This window comes from Bradyrhizobium sp. WSM2254, assembly GCF_000472645.1.
GTDB classification, from domain to species: domain Bacteria; phylum Pseudomonadota; class Alphaproteobacteria; order Rhizobiales; family Xanthobacteraceae; genus Bradyrhizobium; species Bradyrhizobium niftali.
This window is the reverse complement of sequence record NZ_AXAB01000009.1, coordinates 87057-109121: the sequence shown is the minus strand read 5'-3', so window position 1 is coordinate 109121 and position 22065 is coordinate 87057. Positions and strand designations below refer to the sequence as shown.

Sequence of the window (22065 nt, the reverse complement as noted above, 5' to 3'; positions counted from 1 at the left end):
CCAGATTTATCTTGCCGCCCGCTAATATATGTACTATTTGTACAGTTATTAAGCGTGGCGCAATGATGCGTGAACGGCCCGGCATGATCGATGCATCGCCATTTCAGCGGCGCGTTCTGCGGCCGCGTGAGCGGGAGTTCGTCCCATGACGGCGCAGCGCGACTACGAGATCTTCGAGGCCGGCGACGTCACGCTCCAGTCCGGAGCCATCTTCCCCTCGATGAAGCTCGCCTACAAGACGTACGGCGCCCTGAGCCCGGCCAAAGACAACGTCATCCTCTACCCGACCTCGTTCAGCGCGCAGCATTACGACACCGAATGGCTGATCGGGCCCGGCGGCCTGCTCGATCCCGAACGCTACTTCGTCATCATCCCGAATCTGTTCGGCAACGGCCTGTCGTCCTCGCCGTCGAACACGGCTGGCCCGTTCCCTGAGCTGACCTATCACGACGCCATCGCGGTCCAGCACCGGCTCCTCACCGGGCGCTTCGGCATCTCGAAGCTCGCGCTGGTCTATGGCTGGTCGATGGGCGGCATGCAGGCCTATCATTGGGCCGCCTCTCACCCCGAGATGGTCGAGCGCGCCGCGGTGGTCTGCGGCAGCGCGCGTTGCGCGCCCTACAATTATGTCTTCCTGGAAGGCGTGAAGGCCGCGCTATCAGGCGATCCCGCCTTCCGTGACGGCCGTTTCGTCGAGAAGCCCACGGTCGGCTACCGCGCCATGGGGCGCGTCTATGCCGGCTGGGCGATGTCGCACGGCTTCTATCGCGACGAGCTCTGGCGCGAGGCCGGTTTCAGCTCGCTCGAGGACTATCTCGTCCGGGGGTGGGATGCGACGTTCGCGCGGCGCGATGCCAACGACCTGCTGGCGCAGATCGGTATCTGGCAGCGCGGCGATATCAGCCGCTGCGCCGCATTCGGCGGCGATCTCGATCGGGCGCTCGCCGCGATCAAAGCGCACATGCTGCTGATGCCGGGCGCCACCGATCGCTATTTCGACGTCCGCGACAACGAGGACGAGCTCGGCCGGCTGGCCAACGCAAAATCGGCGGTGCTGCATCCGATCCCGTCGCTGCACGGCCATCGCGCCGGCAACCCCGTGAACAATCCACCCGACCAGGCCTTCCTCAAGGCCGAGATCGCAGAGCTCCTCAGCAAGTAAGACAGGCATCCGATCATGACTGACGCAACCGTTTCAGAGCCGGCCCACCGCCTGAAGCCGCTCACGCCGGCGATGCTGCGTGAATTGTCGGTGCGCTCCAATCTCAGAGGGGCCGCGAAAAGCCTCAGCCATTACGGCCTGGTCGTGCTGGGCGGCGTGCTGGTCTGGAAGGTCTCTTCGGCCTGGGGGGTGTTATGGGCGCTGCCGCTGATGGCGGTGCACGGCTATTTCGTCGCCTTCCTGTTCATGGCGCTGCACGAGACCGCGCACAAGACCGCGTTCAGCAGCCGTGGCCTCAACCTTGCGGTCGGCTATCCCTCGGCCTTCATCATCGGACAGCCTTACGAATATTACTGCCTGTTTCACTGGGACCATCACCGCTACACCCAGGATCCGGACAAGGACCCGGAGCTGATCGTCGGCGTGAAGCCGAAATCCGACACGCAGCTTGCGCTCGCCTATAGCGGCCTGCTCCAGGTCGCCGGCCGTCTCCGGCTGATGTTCGGCCATGCCGTCACCGGCAAGGTCACCGTGCCCTGGATTCCCGAAAACAAGCGCGCCACAATCGTGCGCGAGGCGCGCGCCTATGCTGCGCTCTATGCGCTCCTGCTCGCGCTCTCGCTGTGGTTCTCCTCAGCGCTGCTGCTCTGGGTCTGGATCGTGCCGCTTGTCATCGGGCAATTCTTCCTGCGGCCCTATCTCTATGCCGAGCACACCGGCTGCGATCGCACCCGCAGCGCCTTCCAGAACACGCGCACCACCTACACCGCCGCGATCGTCAAATGGTTCGCGTGGAACATGCCCTACCACGTCGAGCATCACGCCTATCCCTCGATACCCTTCCACGCTTTGCCGAAGCTGAACGAGATCGTCGACGGCGAGATCGTCCATCGCGGCCGCGGCTACATCGCGACGACCCGCGAGACCTGGGCCTGGTTTCGCCGGCAGCGGCAGGCCGGCTAGGCCAATGCAAAACCCCGATCGCGGAGCGATCGGGGCTTTGTCGACGGCGCGAAGTATCAGTAGATGCCGTAGGCGCAGACATTCACGACGCGAACGCGCAGGCCGTGGCGGGTCTGGACGACGCGCTCCTGGTAGCAGTTGTTGACGCCGGTGTTGACGTAGATTCCGCCGAAGCCCCAGCCGGGACCCCAGTGATGGTGGAAGCCGTGGGCCGAAGCGGCGGTGGGGGCGAGGGCGGCAACGCCGAGCGAGCCGGCAGCGATCAGACCGAGTGCAAGCTTACGAAACATCTTCATTCTCCAGTTGGCGCGAGGCCGTTGTTGTGTCCCTGCATCTCCGTCGGGTCGAAATGCGAATGCGTTCACGGCGCCGGCCGGGAATCGTGTTTCAGGATTGTTTCGTCGGCTGCGGCGCGTTGCGCCGCTGTCATGCTTTCCGCGCCGCGCGATAGCGCGCGGCCATTGCCTGCGTCAGCTCGGCCATTGTCTCGCGGAGATCGGCGGGCTCCAGCACCTCGGCCTCGGGACCGAGCCGCAGCAATTCGGCCGCGGCGTGCCATGACGTCTTGCCGGTCGGCACTCTGGCGATGCGCCAGCCGTCCCCGTCGGTGGCGTCTTCGATCTGCGTGCGCGCCCTGACGTAAGGCTGGCTCAGCGCGTCGAGCATTTTCACGCCGAACGGCGACAGCCGCACGATCGCGACATTCGGATGCATCTCGGCCTCGAGGCGCAGCGTTGCGGCCTGCCAATAGGCGGCGAGATCGAAATCGGCGGGACGATCGAAGCGGTCGTCGAGCGCCGTGCAATCGAGCACGCGCGCGACGCGATAGGTGCGCACGCTGCCGTCGACCTGTCCTGCGAGATACCAGCTGCCGCCCTTCAGCACGAGGCCGAGCGGCGCCACGCGGCGCTGCTTCTCGGCGCGCCAGCTCTGGTAGCGGATCTTGATCAACGTCCCGCGCAGAGCCGCGCCGGCAATGGCGCGCAGATGCTTTGGCTCCTCCGCCTCGCCGAACCAGCCGGGGGCGTCGAGGTGAAAACGCTCCTGCATCCGCCCGGCGTCCTCGCGCAGATTGGCGGGCAGCGCCGCCATCAGCTTGTTCTGCGCGGCGATCATCGCCGCATCCAGCCCGAGCGCTGCTGCCGGCCCCGGCAACCCGGTCAGGAACAGCGCTTCCGCCTCGTTCTGCGACAGGCCGTTCAGCCGCACGCGATAGCCGTCGAGCAGGCGATAGCCGCCCTCCGCGCCGCGGTCGGCATAGACAGGGACGCCTGATGCCGCGAGTGCGTCGATGTCGCGATAGATCGTGCGCACCGACACCTCGCAGGCCTCCGCGAGCTCGGGCGCGGTGACTTGCCCCCTGGCCTGGAGGGTGGTGAGGATCGACAGCATCCGGCTCGCGCGCATGATCCCTTAAACCATACCTGACACAGGATGTCAGGTATGGGTCGCTACAAGGTGCGCATCGCCAGACGGCGCCCGAGGAGACCTGCCATGACCGATCCGAACCGCATCACGCTGTATTATTCGCCGCAAAGCCGCGCCACCGGCACGCGGGTGCTGCTGGAGGAACTGGGGGCTCCCTACGATCTCCATGTCCTCAACATGAAGGCCGGCGAGCAGCGGCAGGGCGCCTATCTCGCAATCAACCCGCTCGGCAAGGTGCCGGCGATCCGCCATCGCGATGCGCTGGTGACCGAACAGGTCGCGATCACCATCTATCTCGCCGACCTGTTTCCGCAGGCGGGATTGACGCCCGCGCTGAACGATCCGCTGCGCGGCCCCTATCTGCGCTGGATCGCCTATTACGGCGCATCGTTCGAGCCGGCTTTGATCGACAAGTTCATGCAGCGCGAGCCGGCGCCGATCACCCAATCGCCCTATGCCGATTACGACACCATGTTGGGTGCGCTCGAGACGCAACTGTCGAAGGGGCCGTATCTGCTCGGCGAGCGCATGACCGCCGCGGATGTCCTGTGGGGCGTCGCGTTCAGCTGGACGATGATGTTCGGCATCGTGCCGAAAAAGGACGTCTTCGTCCGCTACGCCGAGCGCATGACCTCGCGGCCCGCGTTTGAGCGCATCAATGCGGCGGATGAGGAGATGGCAGCCCAGCATGCGGCGGCTGTTGGTGGTTGAATGATCCGGGGTTGCAGATGATACACACGACCAACTGCTTCAACACCTTCATCCGGGTTGCTGAAGACTGTCCCGCGCGTACTGGCGAGGAGCCGCCGCTCCGCGGGGGAAAGCAGACGGTGGCGTGCCTGCAATACGAGATGATCGCCAAGGCGCCCTACAAATACACGTCCGACGACGTGATCTTCGCGACGTCTGCGCCGGGACGCGAACTCGATGTGAAGGCGACGAAGACGGACAAGCGTGCGGCCCGTGAAGCGTTCTTCTCCCGGGGGCAGGCGTGCATGAGGGCGTCGAGCCTCGGCAAGCGCTTTGGCTGGGGCGTTCATGCCGACAGTGAGGGCCGGATCGCGATTTACGCCGTCGACAGCAAACGCTACCAGGCGCTGGTCCGCGATCCCAAGCTCACGCAGGTGCGCGCGATGCGGTCGAAGCGGGCGTGATCAGAATTTTGGCGCTCGCTTCTCTGCGAACGCCTTGATGCCTTCCTTGATCTCGTCGCCGCGCATGCTGTCGCGGTGGCGCTGGTCGGCGGCTTGTTCGTCCAATTCGCCGCGGGCGAACTCGTTGATGGCGCGCTTCGTGCCGCGCATCGCCTGTGGCGCGTTGCCGGCGAGGACGCCGGCGAGCTTGTCGACCTCCTCGTCCAGGAATTCCACCGGCACCATGGCGGTGAGATAACCGATGCGCAGCATCTCGGGCGCGCTGATCTTCTGCGCGGTCAGGAACAGCCTCTTGGCATTGTCGACGCCGAGCCGCGTCACGTAGCGTTTGATGCCGCTCCTGTAATAGTGCAGCCCGAGCCGCGCCGCCGGCATGAACATCTCCGCGGTGTCGACGCCGATGCGGAAATCGCAGGCGAGCGCGAGGTCGGTCGAGCCGCCATAGACGCCGCCATTGAGCCGGCAGATCGTCGGCACGCCGAGATCCTCCAGCCGGTTGACGACCACCTCGAAGGCGGAGCCCGCGCTCTGCTGCTCGTTTGCGCTCACCGCGCGCTCGGCGACCGAATTCAGATCATAGCCCGCCGAGAAGGCGCGCCCGGTGCCGGTCAGCACCAGCACGCGGATCGCAGGATCAGCCTCGATCCGGTCGAACAGTTTGACGAGCTCGCCGAGGTCTTCCGCCTGGAGCCGGTTGAGATGCTTGGGACGGTTGAGGCGGATGGTGGCGCGCGCGCCGTCGATGTCGAGCACAGGGCCGCTGGCCGCCTCGGCGGTATCGGACATTCTTGTCTCCGTTTACTTGTTCTCGAGCGTGCGCCGTTTCGCCTCGGCGTCGATGGTCTCGGCGAGATCCGGATGCCGCGCCATCAGCACGCGGAAATCGACGAGGTCGAGCACCAGGAGCCGCGACACCTTCGTGGTCGAGACATTGGCGCCGCGCATGTTGTTGCCGAGCAGCGCCATCTCGCCGAAGAAGGCGCCTTCGCCGAGCTGCACCTTCTTGCCGGGCAGGTCGACCTCGACCTCACCTGCGGCGATGAAATACATGCAATCACCCTGCGCGCCCTTGCGGATGATCATGGTGCGCGCCGGCAGCTCCATGGTGCGCAGCATGTGGGTGACGTCGGCGATGGCCGCCGGTCCAAGCGCTGCGAAGAACGGCACCTTGCTGACGGATTCCCAGGTCTTGAGGAAATTGTCGCGCCGGGTCTCCGCGGCAAAGCCGGTGGCCAGGATACCGGTCCAGAGGCCGAACACGCCGAGGCCGGAGATCATCACCAGCGCCGCCACCATGCGTCCCAGAGGCGTCACCGGCACGACGTCGCCATAGCCGGTCGTCGTCAAGGTCACCACCGCCCACCACAGCGCCGCCGGCACGCTGCCGAAGGTCTGCGGCTGCACGTCCCGCTCCAGGAAATATTCGGCGACGGAGGCGAGGAAAACCACCATCAGGAAGATCACGAGCACGCTGACCAGCGGCCCCGATTCCAGCACCAGGACGCGGCGCAGCTGGCGCAGGCCCGGAATGCCCGGCACCACCTTCAGGACCCAGAGCACGCTGAGCAGCCAGGCCGTCCGGAGCTCGACGCCGAGCATCAGCGCGACCGGCACGGCCAGCGCTCCGATCGCATCGACGATGCCGGCGGAGGAGGACATGTACAGCGCAAGGCGCTCGGTTCGCCTCATGTGGCGCAGCCGGACGACCCATTCGAACACGAAATAGGCGAGGCAGGCCCAGAGCAGGGCATCGACCCAGCGGGGCGCCGTCTCATAGGCCGGGCCAACCGTCAGCAGCACCATGCTGAGCACGCCGACGCCGACCGCCACATAGGCTGCCTTGGTCATGTTGCGGCCGGCCGTGGCGGCCACGAACTGGGCCAGTGCGGAGATCAGCGGCTTGGACATGCGGGAAGGCGGCTCGGTGCTGGCTTTTGCGGTCCCGGCTGGGACTTCGCTGCCAAAGTGCCCGCCCGGGCGGAGGCCGTCAACGACGGGCGCGGGCCGTGGCAAATGGGGAGACGAAGGCGGGGTGCGGGAGCTGGCCGAGCCGCTACCTGAAATGCGGCGGCTCGTCGTAGCCGCGGCGGCTGCTGAAGAACAGCAGGACCATCAGGCCGACGCCGACGACGACGGAAAATCCCGCCCCCAGCGCGAGGGCCACATAGCCTTCCGTCGGGATCGGCTCGCCTTCGACCGCCATCGCGGAATAAGCGAAATAGCCAACCGCTGCGAGCATTCCCAGGAGGCAGGCCATGAGGAGTATACGCATGGCGCGTTCTCCGGCTGGATCCGGAAACCAACGGTTGCGGATGGGGAGGGTTCCAGGGTTCCGGCCGTCGATCCACCGGCAAGGTTTCCGCCAGTCCCGCCCTGAGGGTGCCGGCCCGGCGGATCAAGCGCTCTGCGCGGTCTTGACCACCACGACGTTGCTGTCGTCGTGCGGCGGAGGGCCGGCATCGTGGGCGGTCTTGTCGATCTCGCCTGCACGGCGTTTCAGGTAGTCGCGACGCATGCCGATCTCGTCGCGGACGAATTCGTAGCCGAGCTTGAAGGTGTCGAGCCCGTCGGTACTGATCGTGCCGTCCCGGAGCCCGATGACCGCGCCGCGCAGGATGCCTTCCAGCTCGTCCTGGAGACATTCGAGCTGATCCAGCGAGTGGGCGTGCTCGATGCGCTCGCCGATGTCGAGGATGGCGGTGGAGAGCTCGCTGGCCTTCTCCGGCGCGATCCGGGTGATCTTGGCGTAGATCGCGGCGAAGATCGAGCCGATGACGCTGAGCGCGGCGGCGCCGAGATACATCAGGTCGCTGTACTTATCCATGAACGACTTTGTGTCGTCGTTGATGTAATCGGCCGCGCCCTGATGCGCCATCACATAGGCGTCCTTCTCGACGGAGGCCGGCTCGATCCTGCTGGCGAAGCCGCTGTCGAGCCCGAGGGCAGACTTGTTCTCGTAGACGGTCCGCGCCAGTTCGCCCGCCGTGGTCGCCGACATCCTGGATTGCGCGACCAGCAGCCATTCGAGCCCGATCGTTTCGAGATCGTCGTCGGGAATTTCAGGCGAGGCCGACAGCGTCCCTGCCGTCAGCGTCTCGTCGGAAATCCCGGGGAATTTGCGTGCCAGCGCCTTGGTCTCGTCGATCGCGTTGAGCGTGAAGCCGCCGCGTTTGGCGACCTGCTCATAGGCCTTGTCCCGCACCGCTTTCGAGGCGTGGACGATGGCGATCACCGCGCCGAAGCCGGCTCCCGGCGCAAACAGCTTGTCGAGCGTTGCGCCCTGCGGCGCCATCTGGATCTTCGCGGCGTCCGGACCGTCGGGGATGTCGAGGATGCTGCGAACGAAGGCGAGCGAGGATTCGTTCTCGGCGAGGACTGCGACCTTCTTCTTCTTCAGCTCGGCAAGCGACTTGATCTTCTTGTTGCCGGGTCCGAGCAGGAGGACGAGATCGTGCTCGAGGATCGCGAGCGCGCGCGCCCGCAGCGGCACCTTGGCATCGGTGCGCAGCACCGCGAGATCGGCCTGCTTGCGGTCGAACTGGGCGAGCGCCTTGGCATTGTCAGGGTTGTTGACGATCTTGATGCGGAAGCGCGAGGCGTTGTTCTTCAGCAGTGCGGCGAGCTTGGCCGCGAACAGCGCCTCGTCGCTGTTGGGTGCGCCGACGGCAAAGGTCAGCGTCTCCGAATTGTGCACCAGCGTGCGGCCGGCCCAGACGGTGGCAAGCGACAGCAGCAGGGTCAGCACGACGTAGAGCAGGACTTGCTGCTGATTGGTCTTGATCACCTTGGGACGCCGGGGCGGCGGTTCGACCGACGATATGGTCGGGCCTTCAGTACTCATGGCAGCACTCTGGCCTTATTCTGGGTCTCGGGCGGCTCGCGGATCTGATCGCTGCGTGCGGCCCTGCAATTCGTAAACGCCTGAAAAAAGAACGATATTCTCTACCGCCAATGATAGCGCTAAGGTCACGGAATGCAAATTTCGAGCCGAAGGTAACCTTACTCGGCGCCGGCGCGGCGATTGGTCATGCTATCACCAGTTAGCCACAGTTGGCGATTTTCCGGTTCCCCCCGGCTGCATTCCGCCGCGGGAGGTGTCATAAATCGGAGGTCCCGGCGATTTGACCGGCCCAAGAAGAAGTTGCGCTGAACGCTCCAATCTTTCTTGATCACGTCAATGAGGGCGTCAGCTTTGTCGTTTCCACCCATGTCATCGGCGGTTCCGGTTGAGGCGCTCATTGGCTGGATGTTGTTGCTCACGTTCAAGCACATCATCGCTGATTTCGTCCTCCAGACCGCCTGGATGGCGCATGGCAAGGACCAGAAGCACGGCTGGGCCCTGCCGCTCCTGGTGCATTGCCTGGTTCACCTTGCGGTTGCGCTGCCGCTGATCCTGATCGTGGCGCCGAAATTCTGGTTCGTGGCGCTGATCGATTTCGTGATCCACATCACGATCGACCGGGCCAAGGGCTTCGTCTCGGCCAATTTCGGTGTCGACCTCGCGCATCCCTGGTTCTGGACCCTGATCGGTATCGATCAGGCGCTGCACCATCTCACCGGGTTCGGCCTCTCCATCTACATGGCGGCGAACTGATTGCTTGCATCCGTCATTCCGGGGCGGTCCGCAGGACCGAACCCGGAATCTCGAGATTCCGGGTTCTCGCTTCGCGAGCCCCGGAATGACGGCAAGTGGCAATTCCCGTCCGCCTCTGATTCGCGGGGGGCGCGCACGCACCCCGGGTGACTACCGTCCCGGGTGGTTAACCTTTCGTTAGAGAATTGCGCTGCATCTTCCCCACACGAGGGAGAACTGCAATGTTTTCAAGCCGCGACGCCTTTGAAAGCGATTTCTGCCCGGTCCGCGACGAGCTCCTTGGCGAGATGTATCGCGCCAGTGCGAGCGGGCTGCCGAGGCTGGTTGAGAGTGTTTCCCCTGACGCACGCGCGAAGCTGGCGCTGTTCTGCTATCGCCGCAGCCATTTGCATTCGCTGGCGGTCGCGATCGCAGGCAGCTGCAGCGAGCGCGACCTGATCGAGAACGGCGGCCGTGTCGGCTCGACGCTCTACGCGCTGTCGCGCGAAAGCGTAACCAAATCCTCGCCGTCGCTGTCGGGAGGCCGCAAGCCGATCACGCTGTCGACCAAGCCGCTCTCGGTGCTTGCACCGCTCGATGACGAGCTCGACGACGAGATCAGCGAAGCCGTCCCCGCTTAAGAGTTCGCGATCATCGGCAGCCCGAACTTCCGCCGCGCCATCGCGCATTCGGCATCGCCCGGCATGCAGGTGCGACAGACCTCCGGCCGCACGGCGTAGATGCCGCAGGCGGTCTCTTTCCCGATCTCCCCACGCAACGCCGAGCAGCGGTCGCCGTCGCAGCGCATGCCGGATTGCCGCGCATTGACGAGCGCCTCCGGGATCGCAGCAAGCTCCTCGTCGCTCTCGACCGAGAAGCGCGGCCAGTTCTCCGAATAGCCGCAGCAGGCGCCGCAGCTCTGGCAGCAGCTCGACAGGTCGATGGGGGATGTCTCGTCCATCGTCGTCATGTGTCCTTTGGCGGGCCCCAGACCAGGCTCTGCCGCCATTTTGCGCGCAGCACGTCGCGCCTTTCCGGATATTTCTCGTCGAGATAGGTCGCGTCCACGACGCGGTCGGTGCGGAAGCTGCGGAAGTCGCTGCGCAGCTCGCACCAGGCCGCGAGCAGGCGCACGGCTTCGAGATAACCGACCGAGATCGGCCAGATCATGCGCTCGCTGGGGCGGCCCTGCTCGTCGCGATAGCGCAGCATGATCTTCTTGCCTTCGTGGATCTGGGTGCGCGTGCGCGCCATGTCGAGGCGGTCCGGCTCCCTGTTCCAGCTCGGCCGCGCGCGGCTCGCAGGCTCCAGCACGAAGGGACGCAGGCGCTCGGGCACGGTGTCGGCGATCTTGGCCATCAGATCTTCGGCCGCGCGCGCCAGTGTGGAATCGGCATGGCCCGCGACCCATTGCGCGCCCAGCACCGCCGCCTCGATCTCGTCGGGTGTCAGCATGAGGGGCGGCAGGTCAAAACCCTTTTCCAGGATGTAGCCCATGCCGGCCTCGCCACGGATCGGCACGCGCTGGCCGATCAGCGTCGCGATGTCGCGATAGATGGTGCGCTTGGAGGTCTCGAGCTCGGCCGCGATCGCATCCGCCGTCAGCGGCTTACGCGTGCGCCTCAGCACCTGGATGATCTGAAACAGCCGGTCGGCGCGTCTCATGACAATTCTCTTTCCAAATTCCTGACCGCAGCCCGCTCAAAATCCGGCGCGTGGATGCTGACAGGATGTTGGCAGCAGGGGGGTTCTATACCGGGACAACACATCGACTGAAGAGGATTTGTCCATGATCGTCCCAACCCATTTCGGCCCGGCCGGTCCGCTGTGGCGGGCGCAGGCCATGCTGCACGCTTTGGCCTTCAGCCGGCTCATGTTTTTCGATCTCACCGTCGTCGACCTCCGCGTTGCGTTCGCGACCATGGTGACACGCTCGCTGATCCAGGCTGCGGACGCGCTGGTCCGCCACGTCATGGGCCGCGCCTGGCGAGGGGCCCGTTTCGCAGAAGATATCACGGCTGCTGCCACCATGGTGGCAGCAGCCCGTCGTTAGGTTCCGTCGACTTTCGCAGGTTCAGGAGAGCTCGCATGATCACGCTTTACGGCTTTGGCACCGGCTTCGGCCTGCCGGAAATCAGCCCCTTCGTCACCAAGACGGAGGTGCAGCTCAAGATGGCGGGACTGCCCTACCGGAAGGAGCGCGCGATGCCGCCCGCCTCGCCCAAGGGGCAGCTGCCGTTCATCGACGACGGCGGCGAGGCGGTGGCCGATTCCACCTTCATCCGCGCCCATATCGAGCGCCGCTACGGCTTCGATTTCGACGCCGGCCTGTCACTGGCCGAGCGCGCGCAGGCCTGGGCGTTCGAGCGCATGATCGAGCATCACCTCTATTGGGCGGTGGTCGGCGCGCGCTGGGTCGATCCGGTCAACTTCGCCAAGGGCCCGTCGCATTTCTTCGACGGGGCGCCGGAACACAATCGCGAAAAATTGCGCGAGGATGCGCAATTCCGTGTCGCCGAGAACTATCTGCTCTCCGGCCTCGGCCGTCACGCGCCCGACGACGACGTCGATCTCGCCGTGCGCTCGCTGTTCGCGCTTTCGGTGCAGCTCGGCGACAAGGCCTATCTGATGGGCAACAAGCCCTGCGGTGTCGATGCCACCGCCTTTGGTATGCTCGCCGGAATGCTGACGCCATTCTTCGAATCCGGCTTGCGGCAGCGGGCCGAGGGCTTCCCGAACCTCACCGCCTATGTCGACCGCATGATGGACGATTACTATCCGGAGTTCGCCTGGACGCCGCTGCGGCAGGCGGCCTAGCTCACAAGACCGTAGGTCTCGAGACGCTGAACTCTCCACATCGTCATGGCCGGGACAAGCCCGGGCATGACGACCCGAGAGTCTGGAAGTAAAAGGAAAAGAGCCGGCCCAACGGGCCGGCTCTTGCCAGTCTCAAGATTATCGTCGCGCTTACTTCACCAGCGTGTACTTGCCGTTTTTCACGGTGAGCAGGATGCGCGAGCGCTCGTCGAGGCCGTAGCGGTCCTTTTCGGTGAAGTTGTAGACGCCCTGGCTCGCCGCCAGTTCCTTCTCCGACAGCAGCGCCTGGCGGATCGCTTCGCGGAATTCCGGCGTGCCGGGTTTTGCGGTTTTCAGCGCCGTCGGAATGACGCGCTTGAGGATCTCGAACGCATCGTAGGAATGGCCGGCGAACTGGCTGCGGCTGTTCGGGCCGTACTTGGCCTCATAGGCCGAGTTGAGCGCAAGGCCCGGCTTCTTGGTTGCGGCTTCGTCCGGCTGGTCCTCGGGATCCATCACCGGGCCCGAGGCCATCAGCACGCCTTCGGCCGCTTTGCCGGCGATGCGGATGAAGTCCATGCTGGCCGCGCCATGGGTCTGGTAGATCAGGCCCTGATAGCCGCGCTCGCGCAGCTCGGTCTGCGGCAGCGCGGCCGCGGTGCCGGAGGCGCCGACCAGGATCGCGTCGGGATTGGCGGCGACGAGCTTGAGCACCTGTCCGGTCACCGACGTATCGGGACGGGCGAAGCGCTCCTCGTCCGCGATGGTCATGCCCATCGGCACGGCCTGCGCCTTCAGGTCGTTGAACCAGAGGTCGCCGTAGGAATCGGAGTAGCCGATATAGCCGAGGGTCTTCACACCCTTCGACTTCATGTGATCGTACAGCACCTTGCCTACGATCGGGATCGGCTGCGGCATCGCCACCGACCACTTCATGCGTTCCGGCGTGATCGGGAACGGCGCGAGGCCGAAATGCGGGATGCCGGCTTCGTTGGCGACGTTGGAGACCGCGATGGTCGGGGGCGTCAGTGCCGAGCCCATGATGATGTCGGCCTTGGATTCCGTCACGAAGCGGCGGGCATTGGTGGTTGCGGTGGTGGGATCGCCGCCGTCGTCGAGCACGATCACCTTCAGCGGCACGCCGCCGATCTCCTTCGGCACGAATTCCAGCGCGTTGCGCTCGGGAATGCCGAGGGCGGCGCCCGGGCCGGTCGTGGTGGTGGTGATGCCGATGGTGATTTCGCTGGTCTGCGCCAGTACGGGCAGGGCCGGCAGGGCAAGCGTCGCCGCGGCGATGGCGGCGGTCAGGTAAAAGCGTTTCATCTATTATTTCTCCCTTGACGTGTTTCTTTGAAAGCAGAAATCGGGGGGTAATTCAGCCCCCTCTTTTGGTGATGCGGCGATTTAGCTCCCCGTGAACTTGGTCACCATTTCCGCCGGAAACGGTGCCGATTTCAGCTTCTCCGGATTGGCCGGGTCGCGGCCGACCAGGACGCGGGTCTCGAATGCCTCGATGGCGAGATCGGCGGCCTTGTAGACGTTGTGTTTCACCTCGAAGCTCGAGCGCTTGATGCTTTCGATCTTCGTCTCGATGGTGATCCAGTCGCCATAGGTCGAGGGGATGTAGAACTTGGCCCGCGTGTCGACCATGGGGATACCGACCAGGCCGTATTTGTGGACCAGGTCCTGTTTCGAGAAGCCGGCGACCTCGAACAGGGTCGAGGTCGAATCGTCGAACATCGCGAAATAGCGCGGGTAGTAGACGATGTTGGCGGGGTCGCAATCGCCCCACTGGATCTGTACGTCGCGCCGGTTCACGAACATGCGTCGCGCCTTACTTCGGCGCCATGCGCAGCGAGCCGTCGAGGCGCACCACCTCGCCGTTCAGGTACGAATTCTCGACCATGTGCAGCGCGAGCGCGGCAAACTCGTCGGCGTTGCCGAGCCGGCGCGGGAAGGGGATCGCGGCCGCGAGCGAGTCCTGGGCTTCCTGCGGCAGGTTGGCGAGCAGCGGGGTGAGGAACAGGCCGGGCGCGATCGTCAGCACGCGGACGCCGAACTGTGCGAGCTCGCGCGCGATCGGCAGCGTCATGCCGACGATGCCGCCCTTCGAGGCCGAATAGGCCGACTGCCCGATCTGGCCGTCATAGGCGGCGACGGAGGCGGTGTTGATGATGACGCCGCGCTCGCCGGTCGCCTGCGGCTCGAGCTTGGACATCTCGGTCGCGGCGAGGCGCAGCATGTTGAAGGTACCGATCAGATTGACCTTGATCACCTTGTCGAAATCGGCGAGCGCCATCGGGCCGTCGCGGCCCACCACGCGCTTGGCAACGCCGATGCCGGCGCAATTGACCAGCACGCGCGCGGGGCCGTGGGCCTTGGTTGCCTGCGCGATCGCAGCCTCAGCGGAGGCGGCATCGGAGACGTCGCAAGTAACGGCCACGCCCTTGATCTCGGCGGCAACGGTTTCTGCGAGCTTGGCGTTGAGGTCGAACACCGCGACCTTGGCGCCCTGTGCCGCCAGTTTTCGCGCGGTCGCCGCGCCGAGCCCCGATGCGCCGCCGGTAACGATGGCTGCCTGATCCTTCAACAACATGGCGTTCTCCTGTAGCGATGATTTCTTAGCCGACCGATATCACACGGTCCGACGGATTGGCAGCGTAGAGCTCGTCGATCAGCGCGCCGCGATGCTCCAGCACCGCGCGCTGGTTGATCGAGCCCTTGTCGGTGACCTCGCCCTTGTCGATCGAGAGCGGCGTATCCATCAGGATCGCGCGCGTGATCCGCGTCGAGGAGCCGGTGGCCGAGCCGAGGAAACGGGTCAGGCGCTCGCGAAAGGCCTCGCGCACCAGCCGGTCGCGCGTCGCGACGACGAGATCGTCGGCCGGCAGCGTCGGGTTGATCAGCCGGCAGCCGTCGAGGTCGAGCACGACCAGCGCGGAAACCTCGTCGCGGTTGATGCCGGCAATGACGACGTCGCGCACCAGCGGTGCGCAGGCCGCGACGAAGCGCGCGCGCAAGGGGCCGACGCTGACCCAGGTACCGCTGCCGAGCTTGAAATCCTCGCTGACGCGGCCGTCGAAATCGAAGCCGGCGTTGAGATCATCGGGATCGGCGGGCTTGAGCGCATCGCCCATCATGTAAAATCCTTCCTCGTCGAAGGATTTTGCGGTGATGTCCGCCTGGCGCCAGTAGCCGGGCATCACGTTCGGCCCCTTGGCGCGGACCTCGAGCTTGCCGTTGTTTGGCACCAGCTTGGCGTCATTGCCTGAGACCGGCAACCCGACATGGCCGGAGCGGCTGGTGCGCGGATTGACCGACATGAAGAACGGTGCGGTCTCGGTGGCGCCAAGGCCGGTCAGCATCGGCACGCGATAGCCTTTTTCCTTCACCGCGAGCTCGTCGAGGCTGTTCCAGACGAACGGCGACAGCGCCGCGCCCGAGAAGAACATCGCATGCAGCCGGTCGAAGAATTTTGCGCGCAGGCCCTGGTCGTCGCGCAGGTATGGCAGCAGGGACTCGTAGCCCTTGGGTACGTTGAAATAGACCGTCGGCGAAATCTCCTGGAGATTGCGCACGGTCTCCTCGATGCCGCCCGGCATCGGCTTGCCGGCGTCCAGATACATCGAGCCGCCATTGTAGAGCGTCAGCCCGATATTGTGGTTGCCGCCGAAGGTGTGATTCCAGGGCAGCCAGTCGATGATGACGGGCGGCTCGTCCTTGAGGAAGGCGAGCGTCTCGCGCAGCATCACCTGGTTGGCGCAGATCATGCGCTGGGTGTTGATGACGGCCTTGGGATTGCCGGTCGAGCCCGACGTCAGCAGGAATTTCGCGATCGTGTCGGGGCCGATCTTGCCGTGGACCTCGTCGAGATCGCCGCGGATCGGCGTCGCCATGAGGTCGGCGAGCAGGGTGACGTCGCGGCCCGGCACGGTGCCGTAGGACGCGGCGATCTCGGTGCCGAGCGAAACATTGGCGGCGAGCGCATCCGCGAACTTGTCGGCGTCCTCGGCGAAGACGAGGCCGGGCGTCAACAGCTTCATCAGATAGGACAGCTTGCCGTAATCCTTCGACACCAGCGAATAGGCCGGCGACACCGGGCAGAACGGAACACCGGCATAGAACGCGCCGAAAGCCAGAAGCGCATGGTCGATCGAATTGCCGGAGAGGATGACCACCGGTCGCTCCGCCGACAGGCCGCGCTGGATCAGCCCGGAGGCGATGTGCCGGCTCGCGGTGAGCAGCTCGGCATAGGTGATCTTGCGCCAGCCGCGGCCGCCTTCGCGCTCGGCCATGAAGACGCGGTCCGGCGTCGTCGCCGCCCAATGATGCAGGCGGTCGGTGATGCGGACGGGATAGTCGCCGAGCGGCTGCTTCGGCCGCAGGTAGATCGTCCCGTCCTCGCGCCGTTCGATGTTGACGACGGGATCGCCGAACGAAATGGGTCGCAGCGGGAAAGTGCTTGCGCCGCGCTCCGTGTTGGAAGAGGACGGCTGTGCACTCATGACTTTGGCTTCACCTTGGCGGTCTTGTGCTCGAGGAATTCGCGGATCCTGCGTTTTGCCTCTTTGTCGCTCTGCGCCACCGTCGCCATCAGCGATTCCATCAACAGGCCGGCCTGCGGATTGGCCTCCGCGATCATCGGTAGCGCCTGGAGCACGGCGAAATTCGTCAGCGGCGCGTTGGAGGCGACCTTGGTTGCAAGCTCCAGCGCCTTGCCGAGCCCGTTGCCGGCCTCCGTCACATATTGCGCAAAGCCGTAGGAGGCGCCTTCGGTCGCGCTATAGACGCGGCCGGTCAGCATCATGTCCATCATCCTGGCAACGCCGATCAGCCGCGGCAGCCGCACCGAGCCGCCGCCGCCGACGAAGATGCCGCGCTGTCCTTCCGGCAGGGCGAAATAGGTCGAGGGCTCGGCGACGCGGATATGTGCGGCGCAGGCGAGTTCCAGCCCGCCGCCGATCACCGCGCCCCTGAGCGCGGCGATCACGGGCACGCGGCTGTACTGGATGCGGTCGAACACCCGGTGCCACATCTGCGAATGGAGGAGACCGCCGGTCGCGTCGTGGTCGGTCAGCTCGGAAAGATCGAGGCCGGAGGAGAAGTGATCGCCGATGCCGTGGATGACGACCGCGCCGATATCCTCGGGCAGGGAGGCAAAGCACTCGCCGATTTCCAGGATGATGCCGTCATTGAGCGCATTGCGCTTGGCCGGCCGGTTCAGGCCCACGGTCAGAACCCGGTCCGCCCTCTCGATCCTCAACAGCCCGGAGGCGCCCGCGTCAGCGGTCTCGGCGTTTCCCTGTGTCATTTGCGTCCTTATCAGAATAGTTATGTTGTATAACGAATTTACAAGGAGTCAACAAGGGAAGCCCTCCCTGGCGTCGGGGCAGCTACGCTCGTCTCGGCTCCCCCAGGAACGGGTAGCCGCCGATGTCATCAGCCCATCGCCACCTGGTCGCCCTTGGTCCCGTGCTCGCGTTGGTCGAGCCACATCGTGCCGAGCGCAAACGCCAGCCACCCGAAATTGTAGGCAAAGCCCCCGATCAGAACGACCCAGCCGGGAATCGGTCCGACGGCGGCGCGATCGATAAGTTCCGTCAAGGTCACTGCAGGCGTCGGATGGATTGCAATCTTGCCGTAATAGGCGGTCGCCTGGATGGCGAGAATCCAGACGTAGTTGCGACGTAACCGCCGTCCGGCAGCGCGGACAAATGAAATGTGATGGCGGGGCGCAGTGTAGTCGCGCGCGAGAACAGCCTTCCAGCTATCATCGTGCGCTTCTCCGGTGAAGATTGGCGCATAGAAATTCCTCTCCAACCAACGAGCCCGGGCACGCCAGACATTGAAATAGCGATAACGCCGTGCCTCCATACCAAGGAACACGGCAAGGAGCAGTCCGACGAGTACGAGTGGTAGAGGCGAAGCCTCCGGGCTCGAAAATGTCGTCGACAGCGCGATGCCCATCGTGACGATCGCCCAATTGGTCGTGTTGTCGAGCCGCGTTCGCCAGATCGTCGATCGATAGACCTCGCCGCGGTAGAGATGAGCGATAGCGCCCATTTCGGCGGAGTCGAAGGTGTGTTGGGGGACTGGTTCGCTGGAAGCCATAAGAGACATGGTGGGACTCCCGTGGGCTGCACAACTTGGCGCAGATCACATTCTGAACCAGGTTCGCCCTGGGTCAAAGACCGATTCCTCACATCACCTGATGCACGTCGATCACCACGCGGTCCGCGTGGCGCGCGGCTGAGGCGACAAAAATGTGCTGCATCAGCCAGCGATAGTTTTCATGCCCCGTCTCGAACTTCGGCACGGTGCGGAAATAGATCAGTTTCGGATCGACTGCCTCGCCGCGCTTGAGCTTCTGCAACAGCTCGACCGGGCCGAAGCGGATGCCCTTGTTCTCGACATAGACGATGGCGCCGTCGTCGGTCTCGAAGGCGTATTTGGCTTCAAGGTCGATCAGCTCGTTGGGGCGAATGGTCTGGAAGTCGGCGCCGAAGGGAAGAACCTTGCCGGTGATCGCGCCCGTCACCTCGCCGCCGACGATCGGGATGATGCGGCGCACGCCGATGCCGGTCTCGCCCGCGGTGACGACGTCACCGATGCGCGCGGTGATGGTGAAGACGTATTTCGTCTCTAACGTCGGCGTGGTCATCGCCTCACCTCGTCAATGCGCCATCATCCGTGTCGGCAGCCACGTCGCCAGCAGCGGGAAGGCGATCAGGATCACCAGCCGCACCAGATCCGTCGCCACGAACGGGATCACGCCCTTGAAGATGGTGGAGAAGGAGACGTCCTTCACCACGCTTTTGATGACAAAGACGTTCATGCCGACCGGCGGGTGGATCAGGCCGAGTTCGACCGTCATCACGATGATGACGCCGAACCAGATCGGGTCGAAGCCGAGATGCATGATGACGGGGAAGATGATCGGCACGGTCAGGATGATCATCGCCATGGCGTCCATCAGGCAGCCGAGCACGAGATACATCACCATGATCAGCGCCAGCACGCCGTAGGGGCCGAGGCCGAGGCCGGTGAGGAATTCCGTCACCTTCTGCGGGGTCTGCGTCACCGTGAGGAAATAGCCGAAGATCAGCGCGCCGATCAGCACGGTGAACACGGCGGCCGCGGTGCGCGTCGCCTGGAGCAGCGAGGCCAGAATCTTCTCGCGGTCGAGCCGGCCGGTCAGCACGCCGATGATGAAGGCACCGGTGGCGCCGACGCCGCCGGCTTCCGTCGGCGTGAAGCGCGGCAGGAAGGGCAGGCCGTAGAGGCCGCCGATGACGAAGACGAACAGCAGAACCGGCGCCCAGATCTCCTTCAGCCCGGCAAAGCGCTCGCGCCACGGCAGCACCTTGCCCTTGGGCAGGAAGTCCGGCCGGAAGTATCCGATCAGGGCGATCGTGATCATGTACATGGTCATCGCCAGCAGGCCCGGAATGATGCCGGCGATGAAGAGCTTTCCGATGTCCTGCTCGGTGATGATGCCGTAGACCGCCAGCACGGTGGAGGGCGGCAGCATCGCGCCGAGCGTGCCGCCGGCCGCGATCACGCCGGTGGCGAACGACTGCGGATAGCCGAAGCGGCGCATCTCGGGATAGGCGACGGCGGAGAAGGTCGCGGCGGTCGCAACCGAGGAGCCGCAGATCGCGGCAAAGCCGCCGCAGGCGCCGACGGTGGCGATGCCGAGCCCGCCGCGCAAATGCCCGACAAAGCCGTTGGCGGCGCGGAACAGCTCGCGGCTCATGCCGGAATTGCTGACGAAGGAGCCCATCAGCAGGAACATCGGGATGACGCCGAAGGTGTAGTCGGTGACCGTACGCATCGAGGTCTGGCCGACCAGCTTCAGCGCCGGCGTGGCGCCGACCAGATAGGAGAAGCCGGAGACGCCGACGAGGCCCATGGCCATGCCGACGGGCACGCGCAGCAGCATCAACGCAAACAGGGAAACGAAGCCGATTACGGCGACGACATCGGTGCTCATGGTTACTCCGTCGCCTTCAGCTTGGGGTCGTGCATTTCTTCGGGATGGAGGATCAGCCGGTAGGTGCGGATCGCGATCAGCAGCACGGCCGAGACGTCGCCGATCCAGGCGATCGCGAAGAACGGCCAGGTCGGCATGTGCATGTCGAAGGTCTGGACGTTGTCGTTGTAAGTGCCGCGCACCTTGTCGAACAAGGTCCAGGTCTGCACGGTGACGACGAACAGCAGCACCATGGTCGCGAACACGTCGATCCAGCGCTGATAGCGCGGCCCGACATTGCCCCAGACCAGGTCGACCGTGATGTGGGTGCCGCGATAGGAGGTCGCGGCAATGCCCCAGAAGATCAGGATGCCGAGCAGCATGCGGCCGATATCGAAACTGTCGGGGATCGAATAGTTCAGCGTGTTGCGCAGCAGCACCGACAGGAAGATGTCGAGTGCGACGAGGCCGACGAAGCCGGCCGCGATCCATTCGATCGTGTCGATAAAGCGATCCATCCAGGCGCGCTTCATGGGAGATCCTTAAGTGCTGTCATTCTTGCTTTCGACCCGGCGCGCCCTTCGCCTCTCCCCGCTTGCGGGGAGAGGCCGGAATTCGCGCGGAACGCGCGGATTCCGGGTGAGGGGGACTCTCCGCGAGTCCAATTGTCACCGTCCCCGCGGAGACTCCCCCTCACCCCAACCCTCTCCCCGCAGGCGGGGAGAGGGGGACGAAGCAGAGTGCGCTCCTCACCTTCAACCCGCTTGCAGAACAACAGCGGCGAGATGTCTCCCCCCGCCGTGTTCTTAGTGACCAGGCCTCACTCCGCCAGCGCGTTGTACTTCTTCAGCGACGCCTTCAAATCCGCGAGTGCTGCGTCCGGATCGGCGCCGGCCTTTTTCGCGCCCTCGGACCAGGTCTTGACCAGCGGCTCAGCGGCCTTCTTCCAGGCGGCGGTCTGCTCGGGTGTCAGCTTGTAGACTTCATGATTGGATTCCGCCTTGACCTTGTCGATGCCGGCATCCTCGAACTTGCCCCAGTGCTCGCCGACGACGCCCGCCATCTCGACCGAGCAGTTCTTGTCGATCGCGGCCTTCTGCTTGTCGGACATCGCGTTGTACTTGTCCTTGTTGATCACGAACACGAAGGTCGTGGTGTAGAGCGGCGCCTCCATGTCGTACTTGGTCACCTTGTCGATGCCGAACAGCACCAGCGAGCCCCAGGGGAAGGTGACGCCGTCGGCGACGCCGCGCTCGATGATGTCACGCACTTCGGGCGCGGAGGACTGCACATTGGTGCCGCCGAGCGAGGTGACGAAGTTCGCCATGGTGGCGTGCGCCGGGCGGATCTTCAGGCCCTTCACGTCCTCCGGCGTCACGATCTTCTTGGTGCGGGAGTGGAAGGACGAGGGTGAGTGGACGAAGGCGAGGCAGTATTTGACGTCCTTCATCTCCTTCTCTGCATATTTGCGATACCAGGCGTCCAGCCCCATCGAGCCGCCCTTGGCATCCGAGATCAGGAACGGCAATTCGCCGGCGCCGACGATCGGGAAGCGGCCGGGCTGATAGCCGGGATTGACATAAGTGACGTCGGCGATGCCATCGCGCGCCATGTCGTAATGATCGAACGCCTTGCCGAGCTGCTGGGCCGGAAACACCTTGCCCTTGATGGTGCCGCCGGAATCCTTCTCGACCGCAGCCGCCCAGTCTTCCAGCGATTTCTGGAGGGGATGCGAAGCCGGCACCCAGTGCGAGATCTTCAAATCGAAGGTCTTGTCCTGCGCGAACGCGGGCGTCACGCTTGCTGCGAGCAACAAAGCCAGACAGGCTTTCCTCATCACACGTCTCTCCCTGTTTTCGACGGCGGGCTTCGATGGCCCGGTCTCGTTATTTAACATGTTATCTAATTTGACGGCGCGTTCAAGCCGGAACTGGCGCGGCGTGCCGCCGCGTCATCTACGTCAGCCATGTTGCATGGATTTGTCGCTGCTCGGGCCTCCCCTTTTGCCCAACGATTA

The 22065-nt window shown here is 64.7% G+C and carries 27 protein-coding genes; 8 read left to right on the top strand and 19 right to left on the bottom strand.

All coding sequences use genetic code 11. The features are described from left to right. Positions 1-145: 145 nt before the first annotated feature. A complete protein-coding gene (locus tag A3M7_RS0107475) occupies positions 146-1162 on the top strand; it encodes an alpha/beta fold hydrolase (RefSeq protein WP_027543367.1) in 1017 nt (338 codons plus the stop codon). A gap of 15 nt (positions 1163-1177) precedes the next feature. Further along, on the top strand, positions 1178-2125 hold the full coding sequence (locus A3M7_RS0107470; RefSeq protein WP_027543366.1) for a fatty acid desaturase: 948 nt from the start codon (positions 1178-1180) through the stop codon (positions 2123-2125). A gap of 56 nt (positions 2126-2181) precedes the next feature. On the opposite strand, the gene A3M7_RS0107465 is transcribed toward A3M7_RS0107470, so the two are convergent. Both A3M7_RS0107465 and A3M7_RS0107460 read right to left on the bottom strand, forming a co-directional pair. Next, positions 2182-2415 (bottom strand): hypothetical protein, encoded by a 234-nt coding sequence (locus A3M7_RS0107465; RefSeq protein ID WP_027543365.1) that lies wholly within the window; start codon positions 2413-2415, stop codon positions 2182-2184. Positions 2416-2551: 136 nt separating this feature from the next. Then, the gene (locus A3M7_RS0107460; protein ID WP_027543364.1) at positions 2552-3532 is read right to left on the bottom strand and encodes a YafY family protein; all 981 of its coding nucleotides are present in this window, start codon (positions 3530-3532) and stop codon (positions 2552-2554) included. 87 nt (positions 3533-3619) lie between these two features. Between A3M7_RS0107460 and A3M7_RS0107455 the strand changes: the two genes are divergently transcribed. Then, positions 3620-4264, top strand: coding sequence for a glutathione S-transferase family protein (locus A3M7_RS0107455; protein WP_027543363.1), 645 nt, complete (start codon positions 3620-3622; stop codon positions 4262-4264). 17 nt (positions 4265-4281) lie between these two features. After that, positions 4282-4707 (top strand): DUF6157 family protein, encoded by a 426-nt coding sequence (locus A3M7_RS0107450; RefSeq protein ID WP_049823260.1) that lies wholly within the window; start codon positions 4282-4284, stop codon positions 4705-4707. Here A3M7_RS0107450 and A3M7_RS0107445 read toward each other — a convergent pair whose 3' ends face one another. The 5 genes from A3M7_RS0107445 to A3M7_RS49590 form a co-directional block, all read right to left on the bottom strand. Then, positions 4708-5493, bottom strand: a complete 786-nt coding sequence (locus tag A3M7_RS0107445) for an enoyl-CoA hydratase/isomerase family protein (RefSeq protein ID WP_027543361.1) — start codon at positions 5491-5493, stop codon at positions 4708-4710. A 12-nt stretch (positions 5494-5505) separates the two neighbouring features. Continuing rightward, positions 5506-6615 carry a cyclic nucleotide-gated ion channel gene (locus A3M7_RS0107440; protein WP_027543360.1) on the bottom strand — a complete coding sequence of 370 codons (1110 nt, stop codon included), beginning with the start codon at positions 6613-6615 and terminating at the stop codon, positions 5506-5508. 145 nt (positions 6616-6760) lie between these two features. Further along, positions 6761-6979, bottom strand: coding sequence for a hypothetical protein (locus A3M7_RS0107435; RefSeq protein ID WP_027543359.1), 219 nt, complete (start codon positions 6977-6979; stop codon positions 6761-6763). Positions 6980-7102: 123 nt separating this feature from the next. Next, positions 7103-8548 carry a TAXI family TRAP transporter solute-binding subunit gene (locus tag A3M7_RS0107430; protein ID WP_027543358.1) on the bottom strand — a complete coding sequence of 482 codons (1446 nt, stop codon included), beginning with the start codon at positions 8546-8548 and terminating at the stop codon, positions 7103-7105. A 158-nt stretch (positions 8549-8706) separates the two neighbouring features. Beyond that, complete coding sequence (locus tag A3M7_RS49590; RefSeq protein ID WP_198033715.1) at positions 8707-8967, bottom strand: hypothetical protein; 261 nt, start codon at positions 8965-8967, stop codon at positions 8707-8709. Between A3M7_RS49590 and A3M7_RS0107425 the strand changes: the two genes are divergently transcribed. Next, entirely contained in the window at positions 8954-9301 is a 348-nt protein-coding gene (locus A3M7_RS0107425; protein WP_049823259.1) for a DUF3307 domain-containing protein, read from the top strand. The two genes, A3M7_RS49590 and A3M7_RS0107425, sit on opposite strands and share 14 nt — an antisense overlap. A gap of 221 nt (positions 9302-9522) precedes the next feature. Beyond that, positions 9523-9921, top strand: a complete 399-nt coding sequence (locus tag A3M7_RS49585) for a hypothetical protein (protein WP_025575328.1) — start codon at positions 9523-9525, stop codon at positions 9919-9921. Here the strand turns inward: A3M7_RS49585 and A3M7_RS0107415 are convergent. Beyond that, positions 9918-10241, bottom strand: coding sequence for a YkgJ family cysteine cluster protein (locus A3M7_RS0107415; protein WP_027543356.1), 324 nt, complete (start codon positions 10239-10241; stop codon positions 9918-9920). The genes A3M7_RS49585 and A3M7_RS0107415 overlap by 4 nt on opposite strands. Before the next feature lie 5 nt (positions 10242-10246). After that, positions 10247-10945: a YafY family protein gene (locus tag A3M7_RS0107410; protein WP_027543355.1), complete on the bottom strand. Its 699-nt coding sequence runs from the start codon at positions 10943-10945 to the stop codon at positions 10247-10249. Positions 10946-11069: 124 nt separating this feature from the next. Here A3M7_RS0107410 and A3M7_RS0107405 point away from each other — a divergent pair, with 124 nt between their 5' ends. Beyond that, positions 11070-11333, top strand: a complete 264-nt coding sequence (locus A3M7_RS0107405; protein ID WP_027543354.1) for a hypothetical protein — start codon at positions 11070-11072, stop codon at positions 11331-11333. A gap of 35 nt (positions 11334-11368) precedes the next feature. Continuing rightward, positions 11369-12097, top strand: a complete 729-nt coding sequence (locus tag A3M7_RS0107400; RefSeq protein ID WP_025575322.1) for a glutathione S-transferase family protein — start codon at positions 11369-11371, stop codon at positions 12095-12097. Between the two features lie 150 nt (positions 12098-12247). Here A3M7_RS0107400 and A3M7_RS0107395 read toward each other — a convergent pair whose 3' ends face one another. The 10 genes from A3M7_RS0107395 to A3M7_RS0107350 form a co-directional block, all read right to left on the bottom strand. Beyond that, positions 12248-13399, bottom strand: a complete 1152-nt coding sequence (locus tag A3M7_RS0107395) for an ABC transporter substrate-binding protein (protein WP_025575320.1) — start codon at positions 13397-13399, stop codon at positions 12248-12250. 81 nt (positions 13400-13480) lie between these two features. Then, positions 13481-13900 carry a thioesterase family protein gene (locus tag A3M7_RS0107390; RefSeq protein ID WP_025575318.1) on the bottom strand — a complete coding sequence of 140 codons (420 nt, stop codon included), beginning with the start codon at positions 13898-13900 and terminating at the stop codon, positions 13481-13483. A 10-nt stretch (positions 13901-13910) separates the two neighbouring features. After that, on the bottom strand, positions 13911-14672 hold the full coding sequence (locus A3M7_RS0107385) for an SDR family NAD(P)-dependent oxidoreductase (RefSeq protein WP_025575316.1): 762 nt from the start codon (positions 14670-14672) through the stop codon (positions 13911-13913). A 25-nt stretch (positions 14673-14697) separates the two neighbouring features. Next, a complete protein-coding gene (locus tag A3M7_RS0107380; RefSeq protein WP_027543353.1) occupies positions 14698-16581 on the bottom strand; it encodes a feruloyl-CoA synthase in 1884 nt (627 codons plus the stop codon). Then, positions 16578-17387, bottom strand: a complete 810-nt coding sequence (locus tag A3M7_RS0107375; RefSeq protein ID WP_027543352.1) for a crotonase/enoyl-CoA hydratase family protein — start codon at positions 17385-17387, stop codon at positions 16578-16580. The genes A3M7_RS0107380 and A3M7_RS0107375 overlap by 4 nt, the downstream gene beginning before the upstream one ends. Positions 17388-17515: 128 nt before the next feature. Then, the gene (locus tag A3M7_RS0107370) at positions 17516-18196 is read right to left on the bottom strand and encodes a DUF2270 domain-containing protein (protein WP_027543351.1); all 681 of its coding nucleotides are present in this window, start codon (positions 18194-18196) and stop codon (positions 17516-17518) included. Between the two features lie 79 nt (positions 18197-18275). Further along, entirely contained in the window at positions 18276-18737 is a 462-nt protein-coding gene (locus A3M7_RS0107365; protein ID WP_027543350.1) for a DUF3237 domain-containing protein, read from the bottom strand. A 12-nt stretch (positions 18738-18749) separates the two neighbouring features. After that, positions 18750-20069, bottom strand: a complete 1320-nt coding sequence (locus A3M7_RS0107360; protein WP_027543349.1) for a TRAP transporter large permease — start codon at positions 20067-20069, stop codon at positions 18750-18752. Between the two features lie 2 nt (positions 20070-20071). Next, positions 20072-20581: a TRAP transporter small permease gene (locus A3M7_RS0107355; RefSeq protein WP_027543348.1), complete on the bottom strand. Its 510-nt coding sequence runs from the start codon at positions 20579-20581 to the stop codon at positions 20072-20074. Between the two features lie 287 nt (positions 20582-20868). After that, positions 20869-21885 (bottom strand): TRAP transporter substrate-binding protein, encoded by a 1017-nt coding sequence (locus A3M7_RS0107350; protein WP_027543347.1) that lies wholly within the window; start codon positions 21883-21885, stop codon positions 20869-20871. Positions 21886-22065 lie beyond the last annotated feature (180 nt).

Excerpts from the sequence above, each read along its gene's own strand:
- A3M7_RS0107425 (WP_049823259.1), top strand. The coding sequence starts at position 8,954 with ATGTTGTTGCTCACGTTCAAGCACATCATCGCTGATTTCGTCCTCCAG.
- A3M7_RS0107385 (WP_025575316.1), bottom strand. The coding sequence starts at position 14,672 with ATGTTGTTGAAGGATCAGGCAGCCATCGTTACCGGCGGCGCATCGGGG.
- A3M7_RS0107415 (WP_027543356.1), bottom strand. The coding sequence starts at position 10,241 with ATGGACGAGACATCCCCCATCGACCTGTCGAGCTGCTGCCAGAGCTGC.
- A3M7_RS0107360 (WP_027543349.1), bottom strand. The coding sequence starts at position 20,069 with ATGAGCACCGATGTCGTCGCCGTAATCGGCTTCGTTTCCCTGTTTGCG.
- A3M7_RS0107405 (WP_027543354.1), top strand. The coding sequence starts at position 11,070 with ATGATCGTCCCAACCCATTTCGGCCCGGCCGGTCCGCTGTGGCGGGCG.
- A3M7_RS0107475 (WP_027543367.1), top strand. The coding sequence starts at position 146 with ATGACGGCGCAGCGCGACTACGAGATCTTCGAGGCCGGCGACGTCACG.
- A3M7_RS0107430 (WP_027543358.1), bottom strand. The coding sequence starts at position 8,548 with ATGAGTACTGAAGGCCCGACCATATCGTCGGTCGAACCGCCGCCCCGG.
- A3M7_RS0107440 (WP_027543360.1), bottom strand. The coding sequence starts at position 6,615 with ATGTCCAAGCCGCTGATCTCCGCACTGGCCCAGTTCGTGGCCGCCACG.
- A3M7_RS0107380 (WP_027543353.1), bottom strand. The coding sequence starts at position 16,581 with ATGAGTGCACAGCCGTCCTCTTCCAACACGGAGCGCGGCGCAAGCACT.
- A3M7_RS0107465 (WP_027543365.1), bottom strand. The coding sequence starts at position 2,415 with ATGTTTCGTAAGCTTGCACTCGGTCTGATCGCTGCCGGCTCGCTCGGC.
- A3M7_RS0107455 (WP_027543363.1), top strand. The coding sequence starts at position 3,620 with ATGACCGATCCGAACCGCATCACGCTGTATTATTCGCCGCAAAGCCGC.
- A3M7_RS0107370 (WP_027543351.1), bottom strand. The coding sequence starts at position 18,196 with ATGTCTCTTATGGCTTCCAGCGAACCAGTCCCCCAACACACCTTCGAC.
- A3M7_RS0107435 (WP_027543359.1), bottom strand. The coding sequence starts at position 6,979 with ATGCGTATACTCCTCATGGCCTGCCTCCTGGGAATGCTCGCAGCGGTT.
- A3M7_RS0107390 (WP_025575318.1), bottom strand. The coding sequence starts at position 13,900 with ATGTTCGTGAACCGGCGCGACGTACAGATCCAGTGGGGCGATTGCGAC.
- A3M7_RS49585 (WP_025575328.1), top strand. The coding sequence starts at position 9,523 with ATGTTTTCAAGCCGCGACGCCTTTGAAAGCGATTTCTGCCCGGTCCGC.
- A3M7_RS0107395 (WP_025575320.1), bottom strand. The coding sequence starts at position 13,399 with ATGAAACGCTTTTACCTGACCGCCGCCATCGCCGCGGCGACGCTTGCC.
- A3M7_RS0107400 (WP_025575322.1), top strand. The coding sequence starts at position 11,369 with ATGATCACGCTTTACGGCTTTGGCACCGGCTTCGGCCTGCCGGAAATC.
- A3M7_RS0107450 (WP_049823260.1), top strand. The coding sequence starts at position 4,282 with ATGATACACACGACCAACTGCTTCAACACCTTCATCCGGGTTGCTGAA.
- A3M7_RS0107445 (WP_027543361.1), bottom strand. The coding sequence starts at position 5,493 with ATGTCCGATACCGCCGAGGCGGCCAGCGGCCCTGTGCTCGACATCGAC.
- A3M7_RS0107410 (WP_027543355.1), bottom strand. The coding sequence starts at position 10,945 with ATGAGACGCGCCGACCGGCTGTTTCAGATCATCCAGGTGCTGAGGCGC.
- A3M7_RS0107375 (WP_027543352.1), bottom strand. The coding sequence starts at position 17,387 with ATGACACAGGGAAACGCCGAGACCGCTGACGCGGGCGCCTCCGGGCTG.
- A3M7_RS0107460 (WP_027543364.1), bottom strand. The coding sequence starts at position 3,532 with ATGCGCGCGAGCCGGATGCTGTCGATCCTCACCACCCTCCAGGCCAGG.
- A3M7_RS0107355 (WP_027543348.1), bottom strand. The coding sequence starts at position 20,581 with ATGAAGCGCGCCTGGATGGATCGCTTTATCGACACGATCGAATGGATC.
- A3M7_RS0107365 (WP_027543350.1), bottom strand. The coding sequence starts at position 18,737 with ATGACCACGCCGACGTTAGAGACGAAATACGTCTTCACCATCACCGCG.
- A3M7_RS0107350 (WP_027543347.1), bottom strand. The coding sequence starts at position 21,885 with ATGAGGAAAGCCTGTCTGGCTTTGTTGCTCGCAGCAAGCGTGACGCCC.
- A3M7_RS0107470 (WP_027543366.1), top strand. The coding sequence starts at position 1,178 with ATGACTGACGCAACCGTTTCAGAGCCGGCCCACCGCCTGAAGCCGCTC.